Annotated in this window: 6 protein-coding genes; all 6 read right to left on the bottom strand. The window is 73.2% G+C overall.

The window, feature by feature from the left end:
• Position 1: 1 nt before the first annotated feature.
• The gene (locus BLV05_RS13950) at positions 2–3,550 is read right to left on the bottom strand and encodes a glycoside hydrolase family 2 (protein WP_052762236.1); all 3,549 of its coding nucleotides are present in this window, start codon (positions 3,548–3,550) and stop codon (positions 2–4) included.
• Positions 3,547–5,709, bottom strand: coding sequence for an NEW3 domain-containing protein (locus tag BLV05_RS13945; RefSeq protein ID WP_063932503.1), 2,163 nt, complete (start codon positions 5,707–5,709; stop codon positions 3,547–3,549). Before BLV05_RS13945 ends, BLV05_RS13950 begins: the two co-directional genes overlap by 4 nt.
• On the bottom strand, positions 5,706–11,171 hold the full coding sequence (locus BLV05_RS13940; RefSeq protein ID WP_052762237.1) for a GDSL-type esterase/lipase family protein: 5,466 nt from the start codon (positions 11,169–11,171) through the stop codon (positions 5,706–5,708). Before BLV05_RS13940 ends, BLV05_RS13945 begins: the two co-directional genes overlap by 4 nt.
• Positions 11,172–11,217: 46 nt before the next feature.
• On the bottom strand, positions 11,218–12,492 hold the full coding sequence (locus BLV05_RS13935; protein ID WP_046767428.1) for an ABC transporter substrate-binding protein: 1,275 nt from the start codon (positions 12,490–12,492) through the stop codon (positions 11,218–11,220).
• 65 nt (positions 12,493–12,557) lie between these two features.
• A complete protein-coding gene (locus BLV05_RS13930) occupies positions 12,558–13,469 on the bottom strand; it encodes a carbohydrate ABC transporter permease (RefSeq protein WP_046767429.1) in 912 nt (303 codons plus the stop codon).
• Entirely contained in the window at positions 13,466–14,332 is an 867-nt protein-coding gene (locus BLV05_RS13925) for a carbohydrate ABC transporter permease (RefSeq protein WP_063932506.1), read from the bottom strand. Before BLV05_RS13925 ends, BLV05_RS13930 begins: the two co-directional genes overlap by 4 nt.
• Positions 14,333–14,388: the final 56 nt, after the last annotated feature.

Raw genomic sequence — 14,388 nt, 5'->3', positions numbered from 1 at the left:
CTCACGGGGCGGCGGGAACGAAGCGGACTGACGACGCACGGGTGTAGCCGGCCGACACCGCCGACAGGACGACGGACGATCCGGTGCCGGCCGCGAACTCCCAGGTCCCGAGCGGCACCCACGCGCCGCCCTGGGCCTTCTGGTTGACGGTGACCGTGCTGGACCCGCCGGGGTGCTGGACCACGTACCGCGCCGACGTCGTGGTGTTGGCGTCGGCCGGGAACCACGCCTGCACCTCGTAGCGGCCGGCCTCGACCAGGCCGGGCGTCCACGTGGCGGAGTCGCCGACACGGTTGCTGTACAGCGAGCCGGCGCCGTCCGGGCCGGCCAGGCTGCTCGGCGACCAGGCGCCCGCGGCGGCGAACGGGACGGTCCCGTCCGGGCGCGGCTGGGTGTCGCCGACGGTGACGGTGGCGGTGCAGTGCTGCGAGCCGTCGACCCGCAGCGGCGGCGAGGGCGCGCCGATGCGCCCGTCGGCCAGTGACGTCACCGTGTACTCGCCGCCGTTGCGGCCGGCCGGGCCGATCACGACCGACGTGTCCGCGGTGACGGCCAGCGTCGCGGTGGTTCCGCAGGCCGCGCGGGTGACCAGGTAGCCGGCCGCGCCGTCGACGGCGTCCCAGCTCAGCACGGTGTCGGTTACGGAGAGCCCGGACGGGGGCGACGGCTCCGAAGCGGCCGCCGCGGCCGTGCGGACCTGCGCCGTCCACGGCCGCGACAGCCCGGTCGCGGTCTCGGCCCGGACGGTGATCGTGTAGGACGCGTCCGGGTCGAGGCCGGTGATCGGCAGCAGGTCGACACCGGCCCGTTCGACGGTGAACTCGCCCCGGCCGGCGCGACCCGGGCCGGCGACGCGGACGTGGTAGCGCTCGACGCCGTCCGGCGGGGTCAGCCGCACGCCGGCCGTGGTCGAACCGGCGATCAGGCCGTGGACGGTGAGCCCGGGCACGGATTGCGGCGACAGCGTGGTCGCGGCCAGCGGCTCACTCCATACCCCGGCGGCGCCGCCGGGCTCGATCCGGCGCAGCCGCACCTCGTACTCGCGCCCGGCGGCGAGGCCGTCCACGCGGGTCGAGCCGCGCAGAGCGGTCTCGTACCGGCGGGCCTCCTCGCCGGTGCGCACGTCGGCGACCTCGACCTCGTAGCTGCCGCCGGCCCGCGCGTCGGAGTAGCCGAGCACCAGTCCGGACTGGACGGGGACGACGGTGGCCAGCCGCGGCGGCAGCGCGCCGGCGCCGGTGACGGGCGTCGCGGTCACCGGGCCGGCCGCCGTCGCGCCCGCGCCGTTCACCGCCGCGACGACCACCTCGACCGGCCCGCCGTCGCCCAGCCCGGTGAGGTCCGCGAACGCCTCGACCGTGTCCGTGGCGACGACGGCGCCGCCGCGGCTCGCCGTCACCCGATAGGCGTCGGCGCCCGGGACCGCCGAGTACCGGACCCGCACCGCGCCGGTCGCCTCGACGACGGACGTCACCGACGGAGCGGCCGGAGCCCGCACGGCAGCCGTCGCGACCGCCAGCTCATGCCCGGTCGGCGAGAGCAGGCTGACCTGCTGGGTGACCGCGGCGCCGGCGGCGTCGGCCCAGCCCACCGGGACCCGCAGCAGGTCGTCGCCGGGCGCGATCTCCGGCAGCTCGATGACCCGGCCGTCGACCACCGCACCGGCGGCGTCGGTGGCCTGCCATGCCAGCCGGTAGCCGCGGAGCACGAACGCGGGCGCGTCGCCGTCCGCCGTGCCGCGCGGCGTCAGCTCGGCCATGCTCACGCGCGCAGCAGACTCCCCGGTGCCGCCGACGAGCCGCAGCCCGGCGATCGGCGCGTTGGCGGCCTGGACCTGCGCGTAGGCGCGCTTGCGCCCGCCCCAGACGTCGACGACGCCCCAGCCGCGCACCTGGTTGGGCGAGGAGCCCGCGTGGTCGCTGCGGTAGTCGTTGAACGTCCACTGCGACCAACCGACGATCCACGGCCGGTCGGCGAACGCCGGGGTCAGCGCCGCGGCGCCGGTGCGGAAGTCCAGGTGCTCACGGGTGACCGGGAAGGTGAAGCTGTCCGGGCTGTACTCCGAGACGAAGATCGGCCGGTCCGGCCACAGCCGGTGGGCATGGTCGGCGAGCTGGGTGAAGCTCCCGTACATGTTGATGCTGATGAAGTCCATGTAGTTCGAGCCGTCGTCCTCAGGCCGCTGCACGTTCGGGTACGAGTTGCTCACCTGGGTGACGAGCCGGTGCGGGTCGAGCGCCCGGACGAACGCCGACATCACCCGGTCGTACTCGCGGCCCACCGACGTGTGCGCCGCGATCTCGTTGGCCACCGAGTACGCGAACACGCTCGGGTGGTTGTAGTCGCGGTGCACCATCTCGGTCAGCTCGGCCTGGATGGACGGATAGCCCGACGGCGTGATGTCGCGGTCGCCGCCCCACACCGGCACCTCGGTGACGACCAGCAGGCCGATCTCGTCGGCGTAGTCCAGCAGCTCCGTCGCCTGCGGCACGCAGTTGAGCCGCATCATGGTCGCCCCCGCCGCCCGCATCCGGTCCAGGTCGCGCCGCACCAGCGCAGTGGGCTCGGTGTTGCCGGACACGCGGTCGTCCTGCACCCGGTTGTAGCCGGACAGCCGCACCGGCTCGCCGTTGAGCAGGATGGACGTGCCGTCGATCGCGATGCTGCGGATGCCGAACCGCTCGCTCACGGCGTGGCCGGTGCCGAGCGTCGTCTCGAACCGGTACAGAGCCGGGTGGTCGGTCGACCACAGCTCGTAGGCGCCGGCCGGCACCTGGGCCGTCAGCACCGCGGACGCCGTCCCGCCGGCCGGGACGGTCACCGTCGCGGACGGCTCGCCGCCGGCGACGGGCAGCGGCTCCTCGCGGTCGGGGTCGGTGAGCGCGCCGGTGACGGTGATCTCGCGGTCGGCGTCGCCGTCGTTGGCCAGGAGCACGGTCGAGGTCACCGCCGCCGTGCCCACGTCCAGGTCCGGCGTCGCGACGACCTCCTGCCGGTCGATGCGCACCTCGTCGGTCGTCACCAGCGACACCGAGCGGGAGATGCCGCCCCACGGCCACCATGCGCCCTGGTCGAACCGGTTGTCCGCCTCGACCAGCACGACATTCTCGCCGTCGGCCAGCAGGTCGGCGACGTCGAACTCGAACGGCGTGTAGCCGCCGTGGTGCTCGCCGAGCAGCCGCGCGTTGAGCCACACGCGGGAGTCCCAGTAGACGGCGCCGAAGTGCAGCCGCGCCCGCTCGCCGTCAGCCGGCGCCGTCGCCTGGAAGCTGCGCTGGTACCAGCCCTTGCCGCGGTGGCCGGCGTAGCGGTCGTGGACGTCCCAGTTGCCGGGCACCGTGATGGTGTCCCAGGCGCCGGACGGGTCGGTGCGGAAGCTCCACGCCCCGTCCAGGCTGAGGACGTCCTCACCGCCGACGGCCACGCGACTCGGCAGGTCGGTCGTGGGGATGCCGCTGACGGGCGCGACCGGGGCCTCCGCGCCGGCGGGTGCCGGGACGGCTCCAGCCGCGACAACGACGGCGACGAGGATCGCGGCGAGACACTTCATGACGAGTAGACCTCCACCTCGAAGACCCGCGCGACGTCGATGCTGCTGCCCGACGGGTCGGTGATGGACAGCCGGACCTGGTCGCCGGTGACGCCGACGTCACCGGCCACCACGTGGTGCGCGACGTTGCCGGTGAACGCGGCCACCTGCTGCCAGCCGGCCGGCGTGCGCACCTCGACGGCGAAGTCCTTGAGCGTCGTCGTCGGGTCGTGGTTCGTCGAGTTGTAGCCGGAGTAGACGTGGATCTCCGCGACGTCGGCCGGCTCGCCCAGGTCGACGACCAGCCACGGCGCCGGGTCGCCCTCGGCCGACAGCCAGCGGCTGGCGTCGGCGAAGCCGCCGTCGACGGCCAGCCCGCCGCCGGTGTTCGCGCGCAGCGCCGACGACACGGTGACCGGCCGGCCCACGGCGACGTTGACGCCGGGTGGCACGGCGACGGCCGCGGAGTCGGTCAGCTCGCGCTCGGTGCCGTAGTGCCGGTACCGGGCGGTGACCGCCAGCTCTGCGGTGCCGCCGGCGTCGTCGGGCGGGGTCACCTGCCAGGTCACCGTCGCGGTCCCGCCGGGCGGCAGCACACCGTCCGCCGTGCCGGTCCGGGTCGCCTGCCAGCCGTCCGGCAGCTCGAGGCCGACCACCAGCCGGTTCAGCGGCGCCGCCGACGTGCTGCGCACGGCGACGGTCACCGGCGTGGCGACGCCCTGCGGGTAGGCGGCCGCCGCGTCGAGGGTGAGCGTCGCGCCCGGGCGGTCGCCCGGCCGCACCGGGAACGCCTGGTTCGTGAAGCCCACGTCGGTGTTGTGTCCAAGCCAGTGGGTCAGGTACGTGCGCGCGGCCAGCAGCGCCACCCACTGCTCACGGCCGGAGTAGGTGTCCTCCGACGCGGCGCCGTAGGTGCGGCCGTCGTCGAACCGGGCCTGCATGTCCAGCGCGCGCTGGGCGTGCGCGGCGGCCCAGCCGGCGGCCGGCAGCTCGCTGCCGGCATCGAACCCGTAGCTCGCCGCGAGCGTGTCCAGCAGCAGGAAGTGCAGCTGGCGGTCGGTGCCCCAGTCGTTGCCCTGCGGGTAGTAGACGCGCGCGGTGGCCGCGCCGGCCGCGTCGCGCACGTAGATCGTGCCGCCGGGCGCGGCGTAGGGCGGCGCGGCGAACACGTGGTCGGCCAGTGCCTCGTAGACGACGCCGGCGTTGTGCAGTGCCGCCCGCGGGGTGTCACGGCCGGCCAGCGCGTACGCCAGCGGCGCGCCGACGCTGTTGGCGATGCTGGTGAAGTAGTCGGGATGGATGCGGCTGTGGTTGACCAGCGTCCCGTCCTCGAAGATGTTCGAGCCGTTCAGCCACTCGCTCAGCGGCTTGCCGTTGACGACGGTGTCGTCGTGCAGGTCGCTCGGCCGGGAGTAGGCCGAGACCATCAGCTCCAGCGCCTTGTCCTGCCAGACCGCGACGTCCGGGTGCTCGGGCATCATCGCGACAGCCAGGTTGAGGAAGGCGGCGTTCCACGCGTTCTCCTCGGCCTTGCTGTCGCCGGGGGTGACGACGGTGCCGTCCGGACGCTGGTAGTAGGGAACGGTGTAGTCGAGGAACACGCCGGCCTCGGCCCGCACCATGCGGGCCAGTCGCTCGCGGTCCGCGTCGGGCAGGTCGTCCCACAGCAGCCAGCCGGCGAACGCCGCGTTGAACGCCCACAGCGCGCTCTGCCACTCGGTGCCCCAGGCGCCCGCAGTCGAGTTGGACTCGTGCCGGTAGGCGATCGAGGTGATCAGCCGCAGCGCCACCTCGCGGGCCCGCTCCTCCGGCACGCCGGTGGCCGCGGGGTCGTAGGCGCCGGTCGCCAGGACGGTGGCCAGGCCGAGGGCCGCACTGCCGGGCGGGCGGACGTTGCCCTCGCCCACGCCGCCGAGGTCGAGGTACTCACTTGTCTGGCCGCCGTACCGGGCCGGGAACCAGGTGCGCAGCGTGTACTCGCTGGAGTTGAGCAGGATCGCGCGGACCCGCTCGGCCTGCGCGTCGTCCGGGAGCCCGGCGTCGAACCGGCTCCAGTCGACGGGCGTGACGGCGTCGGCGGCGGGCGCCGCCGTGGCCGCGCCGGGCGCCACCGGGACCAGCGCGAGCGCGACCGTGGACAGGGCGGCAGCCAGGCCGGCGAACCGGCGGTGGGAGGTCACGGCGTCGCTCCGGCCGGGGCGGGATCGACGACGACCTCGATCGCGCGGCGGGTGATGACGGTGTGCCCGCGCTCCGGCGACTTCCGGTAGTAGAGGAACGCCGAGCCGCCGTCGTAGATCGAGTCGAAGTCGTGGTCGTCGTGCGCGGCGCCGGCGACGTCGATGACCACCGGGTAGTTCGCCTGGTCCACCGTCGATGTCAGCAGCAGCCGCGGCGCGCTCCAGGTCACCAGGTCGGGCGAGGTCGAGTACCGCACCGCGGTCTCGTCGCGGAACACGGCGATGTACTGGCCGGACGTCTCATGCCAGACGACGCTGCGCACCGGCCCGGTGAACCCGCCGGTCCCGAGCACGGCGCAGGGCGGGTTGGTGCCCTCGTACGGGTCCGTGCTGCGCTGCTCGAACCCGGGCGTCGCGGTGTCGCCGTCCCACGCCCGCCAGCTGCCGCGGTGCGCGGGGTCGACGCTGCGGAACAAGCAGATGCCTCGCGGCTGGTGCTGCGGGTCGGCCGGGTCGGCCGGATACCCGGAGTTGGTGTACGCCAGCAGGTAGTACTCCTCGCCGGTCTCGTGGTGCCCGCGGACGATGTTCGACGGCGTCCCGTAGCCGATCCAGCCCGACGGCGGCGTCTCACCGTGCGCCGGGTAGGTGACGTTGGGGTAGATGGCCACGTGGTCCGGCGGCGCGACGCCGGTGCGGAAGGTCAGGTGGTTGTCGCCGGCCGCGGCGGGCACCGGGGCGCTCCAGACGGCGATCGCGGAGTACCAGCAGTACGGCCGGTCGTCGTCGACGCCGGCCTGGTGGCAGACGTCGTCGAGGGCGTTCATGCGGGTGCCGAAGAAGTCCTGGTGCCCGTAGGCGAACACGGTGTCGCGAGCGTCGTCGAAGTGCAGGCCCTGGATCCAGGTCTTCTGGTCGAACGACCGGATGGTGGCGGCGATCTCGGCCGGGGTGGCGTCGGCGTCGAGGTTCTCGCCGTCCATGACGGGGACGCAGTCCAGCTCCGCCCGGGCCGGCCGGGCCGCGAAGTCGGCCGCGGACCCGGTCCATTGCCAGCCCTGCGCCTGCGGGTCGGCCACGGTGAGGTGGACGACGTCCTTCTGGTCCATCACGGCGCGCACGGGTGAGTCGATGTGCACCTTCCGGCCGCCGCACTGCGAGCCGGGGTCGTCGCTGTCGTGGAACGTCTCGATGACGGAGTCGGCCAGCCGGAGCCGCGGCACCGCGGCCGTCGCGCCCTGCGCTGCGTCGGCCGTCGCCGGCGGCGTCAGCAGCGCGAGGTCGACCGCCTCGGCCAGCCGTTCCCGCCCGGCGTCGCTGGGATGCAGGTGGTCGCCCTTGTCGTAGGCCGGCATCAGCCGCACCGGGTCGGCGGGGTCACGCAGTGCGGCATCGAAGTCGATGACGCCGTCGAAGGCGGGGTCGGTGCGGAGGAACTCGTTGACCTCCTGGCGCACCGCTTCCTTCGCCGGTGTGTAGGTCGACGCCCCGCCGATCGGGGTGAGCGTGCCGACGACCAGCCGCAGCCCGCGCGCGTGCGCCCGGTCGGCGATCGAGCGGTACGCCTCGATCAGCGGCGCCGCCGTGGTGACGCTGCGCGACACGTCGTTGATGCCCTGGAACAGCAGCACGGTGTGCACGCCCGGCTGGTCCAGTGCGTCGCGGTCGAGGCGGTCCAGCGTGCGCGGCCCGTAGTCGTCGAAGAGGATCCGGTTGCCCGACATCCCGGCGTTGAGCACCCCCGACTGCTCGGCCTCCGGCAGCTCCAGGATCCGGCGGGCCAGGTGGTCGGGCCAGCGCAGGTTGCTGTCGGGCACGTCGCCGCCGCCGTCGGTCAGCGAGTCGCCGACGACGGCGATCGCGCCGGCCGCCTCGGTGCTGTCGAAGGAGACCCGGTCCAGCCAGAACCAGTGCTCCAGCTCGCCGGTGAAGGCCGCTCCCCCGGTCTCGGCGGTGTGCCGGCCGCCGGCCAGGTACGTCGTCGCCGACGGCCGCAGGTGCCCGGTCACCGTCGGCACCGACCCGGGCACGTACGCGCTGACGACGACGTCCGACGCCGGCGCCCAGCTGCCGGACACGGGGTCGCTGACGATCGAGCCGCCGGCCGGCACCGTCACCGTCGTCAGGCCGCCGAACGTGACCGGCCGGACGCTGCCGTCGACCAGTTCGGCGCCGTCCTGCTGCTCCGCGACCGTCACCTCGCCGAACGTGACCGGCTCGAGGCCGAAGGCGTTGGTGAGCCGGAGCCGCAGGTCGTCGCCGCCGATGCTGGTGCGTACGACCATCCGCACCGTCTGGTTCTCGATCCGCACGTCCTCCAGCAGGGACGACGATGCTGTCCAGGTCCCGGTGCCGGGGTGCGGTGGGTCGGCTCCGACCGGGGTGAACCGGACCGCGTCGCCGCGCGCGTTGCCGGGTGCGTCGCCGACCGTCAAAGTGACGGAGCCGAGCTGCTCCGCGCCGAACTCGTACGTGCCGAGCGAGACCCAGCGGCCGCCGGTCGCCGTCTGGTCCAGCACGACGCTGGACTCGCCGCCGGCGTGGGTCACCGTGAAGGTGGCGGCCGTCGTGCTGTTGGTGTGCGGCGGGAACCAGACCGCGACGTCGTAGCCGCCGGCCGGCAGCCGTGCGGACCAGGTGGCGGTGGAGCCGTCCGTCGAGCTGAACCGCGATCTGGTGCCGTCGAACCCGGCCAGGGCGCTGCCGCCCCAGGTGCCGGTCTCGGCGTACGCCGGTGTGTCCGGGTCGCAGGTCGGCGGCGTGCCCTCGTCGGTGACGGTGACGACCGCCGGGCCGCCGGGCGCGGTGACGGCCACCGGCGCGGACCACGGCCCGGTGCCGGCGGCGTTCACCGCGGCGACGCTGTAGGTGCCGGCCGCCTGGTCCAGGCCGCCGAGACTCAGCGACGTCCCGGTCGTGCTGCCGGCCAGTCCGTCGGCGCACGTCGCGGCGCCGGAGACCTCGACGACGTACGTCCGCGCGCCGGGTACCGCGTCCCAGCTCAGCGTGGTCTGGCCGTCGGCGCCGGTCTCGGCCGCCACGGCGGCCGGTGCGGCGTCCGGGGCGGCCGTCTCGACCGGCAGCGAGTGCGTGGCCCGGCCGCCGCCGCTCAGCACGTAGTCGTGGCCGGGCTCGAACGCGAACCGGAACGCGCCGGTGACGTCGTCGACCTCGAACGGGACGGTGTGGCCGGTGGTGCGGTCGGCGATGCGCAGCCGGTCCGGGTCCCAGCCGGTGTTCGCGTTCAGGATCGTGCTCCGCGCGTCGCCGTCGGTCCACTCGTACCGCGACGACCGCGCCACCGGGTAGACCTCGGCGGTGAACCCGGCGACCTCGCCGGACTCGTCGCGGTCGCGCAGCACCAGCACGCCCTTGCCGCCCACGAACGCGGGCACCCGGTCGGTGCCGACGGCGTAGTCCTCGAGCGTGCGCGGGCCGTCGACCACCGCACCCGTGGAGTAGTCGATCCAGCGCCCGGCCGGCAGGTACACGTCCCGCGCCTGCGCCGTCTCGAAGTCGGCGCCGAAGACCGGCGCCGCCAGCAGCGACTCGCCGAACATCCACTCGTACTGCCGGGTCTGGTCGTTCACCAGGCCGTAGGTGGCGGGGTCGTCCGGGTAGGCGACCGGCAGCGGCGTCATGGCCGACGGGTAGCCGGTCTCGTACCCGTCCAGCACGGTGTCGTAGACGTACGGGTGCAGGGCGTCGTGCCACAGCGCGAGGTCGAGCACCTGGGCGGCGTAGTCGGGCCGGCCCAGGTCCCACGGCCCCTTCCCGAACGCCAGCACCGGGGTGAGCGCGTTGAACTGCGCGTTGCGCACGAAGTAGTCCATGTACGCGGGGTCGGTCAGCGACGGGCCCGGGGTGCCGCCGACGTAGTCCGGGTACAGGTTGCCGGCGCCGCTGGCGGCCATGTTCAGCAGGTTCACCGGCATCCGGTCCGGGTCCTCGTGGAACACCTCGCCGGTGCCGTAGATGGTGTCGTTGATGCGGATGATGTCGCCGGGCACGGAGTACGCGGCGTTGCGGACCATCAGCAGGTCGCCGGCGCCGGCCAGGGCCTGCTGCACCGGGTTCCAGTTGCCGTCGAGGTGGAGGTCGGGCTCGTAGAGCATCGTGTCCTCCTTCCACCCGTCCACGCCCCAGGCACGCATCCGGTCGACGTACCACTCGACGGCCGCGGGGTCGGAGCCGTCCAGCACGTAGCTGGCGCCGCTGGGGAACTGCGCGCGGCTGACGACCGTCGGCGTCCCGTCGGCGTCCTCCAGGAGGAGGCCCGCTGCGGCGGCCTCCTCCATGAACGGGCCGTCGTGCACCGGGTTGTGGTTGCCGCCGTCGGCGACCGTCGCCTTGACGTTGTTGCGCGCCCCCAGCAGCAGGTCGAGGTCGTTCTCCGCGAACAGCCGCTTGAGCCCGTCGGGGTCGGGGTAGCGCGGGTTCGGCAGCCCTGGCTGGGAGTCCTCGCGGCCGGGCTCCTCGGTGTCGTCCCACATGCCGAAGCTGTTCGTGGTGCCCTCGGCCGGGCGCCCGCGCGGACCCGGCCAGAAGCCGGAGCCGACGACGCCCCAGCCCAGCGGGTACCCGTGGTCGAGGAAGCCTTGAACGGTCTCCTCGACCGAGGACTGGTAGGTGTTCCACGACAGAGCGCCGTAGGCCTCCCAGCCCAGCTCGAACAGGTCCGGCCGCGGCTCGACGTCGACGTAGCCGTGCTCGACGCGCGCATCGCGGTAGTCGGCGTAGACCCGCTTCAGGTCACCGGCCAGGAAGTAGTGCACGGCGTCGACGCGGTCCACGCCCGCGACGCCCAGCCGGTTCTCGGTGTCCGTCAGCGCGACCCGCTTCTGGCCCTCGTCGAACAGCACCTGCCCGACGCCCTGCGCGGGAAAGACGGTGAACGTGCTGATGTAGCGCTTGCAGGAGCCCTGGTTCGTGAGGTTGTCCAGCACGATCCCGGTCAGCTCCAGCGTCGGCCGGGCCTCGACGTTGCCGCTGCACGGCGTGCCCTGGTCCGGCTGGCCGTCGGCGTGCGCCCCGTAGTCGCCCAGGCCGTAGGACGGACCGGCCGGGCCGGTGCGCAGGTCGACGGTGGCGTCGTCGACCCCGTCGACGGTGATGCGCACGGTCGTCGCCGCCGTGTGGACGTGCACCCGCACCGCCTCGCCGTTCTCCAGCGTGACGTCGAACGCCCCCGGGTCGCCGGCCGGTTCGGCCGTGACGGCGTCGGCGCCGTCGACGCGCAGCCCGGACTCCGGGTGCGGTGGCAGCGTCGGCCGGCCGGCGGCGTCGGTGAAGCCGTAGCGGAAGCCGTCGGCGGCGATGGTCATCGTGTAGGTGTCGCCGCGCAGGACGACGGTGCCGTCGGCGGCGGCGGCCGGGCCGCCCGCCACCCCGGCCAGGCCGGCGGCCAGCGCCACCGTCGCGACGACCGCCAGGCTGCGGTTCCGGGCACGGTCCAGGGTCACGGGAGCTCTCCTCGAACGTCGTCGGTCGTGGAACTCGAAGGTCGGGTCAGATCAGGCCCTGGACCGCCTCGCCCGCCGCGGCCATGGCGTCGGCCGGCGACGAGCTGCCCACGAGCACGGCCTGCACCTGCTCGGCGACGGCCGACTCCATCTGGGCGTACTGCGGGAACTGCCAGAACGGGTTCACGGTGGCGGTCGCGGTGACCCGCTCGCTGAACGCGGCGGTGAACGTATCGCCGGTGACGACGTCGGAGTCCAGGGCCGCCTGGGTCGTCGGCGGCAGGCCCAGCTGCTCGAAGAAGTCGACCGTGGTCGCCTCGTCGGAGGTGACCCACTGCGCGAACTCCGCCGCGGTGCCCGAGCCGTCGCCGTCGACCACGACGATCGCGTGGCCCCAGAACAGCGCCCGCGGGTCGTCGCCGTCCTGCACGACCGGCCGCGCGATCGGGTCGAGCTTGGCGGCGAAGTCGGGGTCGGGCGACTCGCGCACGACCGCGCTCTTGCCGATGATGGCGTCGTCGTACATGACGGCCCGGCCCTGGCTGAACAGCGCGCGGGCGTCGAAGCGGTCGACGTCCGGCGCGATCAGGCCGTCGTCGTAGAGGCGCTTGTACCAGGTGACGGCCTCGACGCTGGCGTCGTCGCCGATGGTGACCTGGCCGTCCTCGATCAGCGGGCTGCCGAACGTCTGCATCCAGATGAGGATGTCCTTGAGCTGCGCCACCTTGGTCGACGCCGCGTAGGGCACGATGCCGTCGCCGAGGCCCTGCAGCTCGCGCAGCATCGCCTCGAAGTCCTCGATGGTGGTCGGCGCGGTGGTGACGCCGGCCTGCTGCAGCAGCTCGGTGTTGGTGACCAGGCCGATGGCGCCGATGGTCCAGGGCAGGCCGTACTGCGTGCCCTCGTACTGCCCGGCCTGCAGGGCGGCGTCGGTGTAGCCGCGGCCCTCGGTGAACGAGCTCAGGTCGGTCAGCTTGCCCAGGGCGGCCAGGGCGCCCAGCCAGGCGACGTCGACCTGCGCCGCGCCGCTGAACTGCCCGCCGCGGATCTGCAGCGTCAGCTGGTTGAGGTACTCGTTGTAGGGGTAGGTGACCGGCGCGATCGAGACGCCGGCGTCGCCCGCGAACGCGCCGACCAGGCCCTCGATGACCGGCTTGGGCGCCTCTTCGCTCAGCGACCATGACGCGAAGGAGAAGTCCTGCGCCTCACCGCCGCTGGTGGGCGTGCTGCTGGAGCCGCCGCTGGTGTTGCTGTCGTCGTCCGCCGACGGCGCGCAGGCGGCCAGGCCGCCGAAGCCGACGGCGCCCGCGCCCAGGCCCATCAACTGGAGCAGACGGCGACGGGAGTAGGTGGTGCTCACGTTGACCTCCGAAGACTGAAGACCGGTCAGCCCTTGACCGCGCCGGCGGTGATGCCGCCGACGAGATAGCGCTGCAGGACGATGAAGCCGATGACGACGGGCAGCGACACGACCAGGGACGCCGCCATGAGTTGCGGCCAGGCCGTCTGGGCCTCGCCGACGAACGTGTTCACCAGGCCGGGCGGCAGCGTCTGCTTGTCCGGGCCGGCCAGGGTGAGAGCGAAGATGAAGTCGTTCCAGCCGCGGACGAACGCGAACAGGCCGGCGGCCACCAGGCCCGGCGCCGACAGCGGCAGGACCACGGAGTGGATGATGCGCATCCGGGACGCACCGTCGACCCGTGCGGCCTCGATCAGCTCGTCGGGGATGGTGTCGAAGAACCCCTTGAGCATCCAGACGCACAGCGGGAGGGTGAACGTCGTGAACGACAGGATCAGCGCGGCGTAGCTGTTGAGCAGGCCGTACGCGCTGAACACCGCGTACAGCGTGACCAGCAGCAGGGCCTGCGGGAACATCTGCGACGACAGCACCAGGTACATCAGCGAGCGCCGGCCGCGATAGCGGAACTTCGAGAACGAGTAGCCCATGTAGGCCGACACCAGGACGCTGAGCACCGCCGTGACGACCGAGACGATGACGCTGTTCACGAGGTAGCGGAACAGGTCCGGGTCGTCGGCAAGGTCGGCGTAGTGCTCGAACGTGATGTCGGTGGGGAAGAACGACGGCGGGTACTGGAACACCTGGTCCTGCGGGCTCAGCGAGGTCGCCAGCAGCCAGTAGGCCGGCAGCAGCGCGAACCCGCCGAACACGACGATGGCCACCCAGGCCGACACGCGCGGCCCGAGCCGGTCGCGCGGCGAGCGCCGCCGCCGCTTCCGGCCGGGCTGGTCAGGTGCGGCGACCGGCCGGGACGGGCGGGTGGACGTGGTCACGCTCACTCCTGCTCACCTCGTTCGGAGAAGCGGACGTAGATGACGACCAGCACCAGCAGGATGAGCATCCACAGCAGGCCGAGTGCGCCGGCCCGGCCGAGGTCGAAGCCCCGGAACGCGGTCTCGTAGACCGACGTCGCGAACGTCTGCGTGGTGCCGGCCGGGCCGCCGCCGGTGAGCACGTAGATGATGTCGAAGTGCTGGAAGTTCCAGATGAACTCCAGCAGCAGCACCAGCCCGACGATGCCCTTCAGGTGCGGCAGCGTGATGGAGAAGAACCGCCTGATGGTTCCGGCGCCGTCGACCTCGGCCGCCTCGTGCAGCTCGGGCGGCACCGTCTGCAGGCCGGCCAGCAGCATGACCATCATCCAGGGGAAGCTCGCCCAGGTCTTGGCGATGATGACCGCGGCCATCGCGGTGCCGGGCTCGGCCAGCCACGCGTGCGGCTCGTCGATGATCCCGAGCCCTTCCAGCAGCCCGTTCGCCACGCCGTAGTTGGCGTTGAAGATCCACATCCAGAGGAAGGACACGATGACGCCGGGCACCAGCCACGGCACCAGGAAGACGCCGCGGAAGACCTTCTGCCCGGGCAGCCCGGAGTTCAACGCCAGCGCCAGGCCGAAGCCGATGACGAACGGCGCCAGCGTACTGCCGATGGTGAACACGAGCGTCTGCCGGAAGATCCGCCAGAAGTCGTTCTCGAGGACGGCCTGGATGTTCTCCAGCCCCACGAACTCCCGCCCGGGGAGCACCAGGCTCTGCTCGAAGAACGCGGTGACCAGCGCCGACACGAGCGGATAGAGCACCACGGCCACGAGGAGAGCCAGGCCAGGCAGGGTCAGCGCGACCGCGAACGCGCCGTCACCGATCCGTCGCGGCGCCGTCGTCGAGGGCGTGTCGACGTTCGCTACACCCGCGCGACCTG

Origin of the sequence: Jiangella alkaliphila, from assembly GCF_900105925.1 — a bacterium.
Classification (GTDB): Bacteria; Actinomycetota; Actinomycetes; order Jiangellales; family Jiangellaceae; genus Jiangella; species Jiangella alkaliphila.
Note: the sequence above shows the minus strand (reverse complement) of the source record. Positions and strands in the feature narration are given on the sequence as shown.

Coding starts and splice junctions, on each gene's coding strand:
- BLV05_RS13950 (WP_052762236.1), bottom strand. CDS start 3,550: ATGAAGTGTCTCGCCGCGATCCTCGTCGCCGTCGTTGTCGCGGCTGGA.
- BLV05_RS13935 (WP_046767428.1), bottom strand. CDS start 12,492: ATGGGCCTGGGCGCGGGCGCCGTCGGCTTCGGCGGCCTGGCCGCCTGC.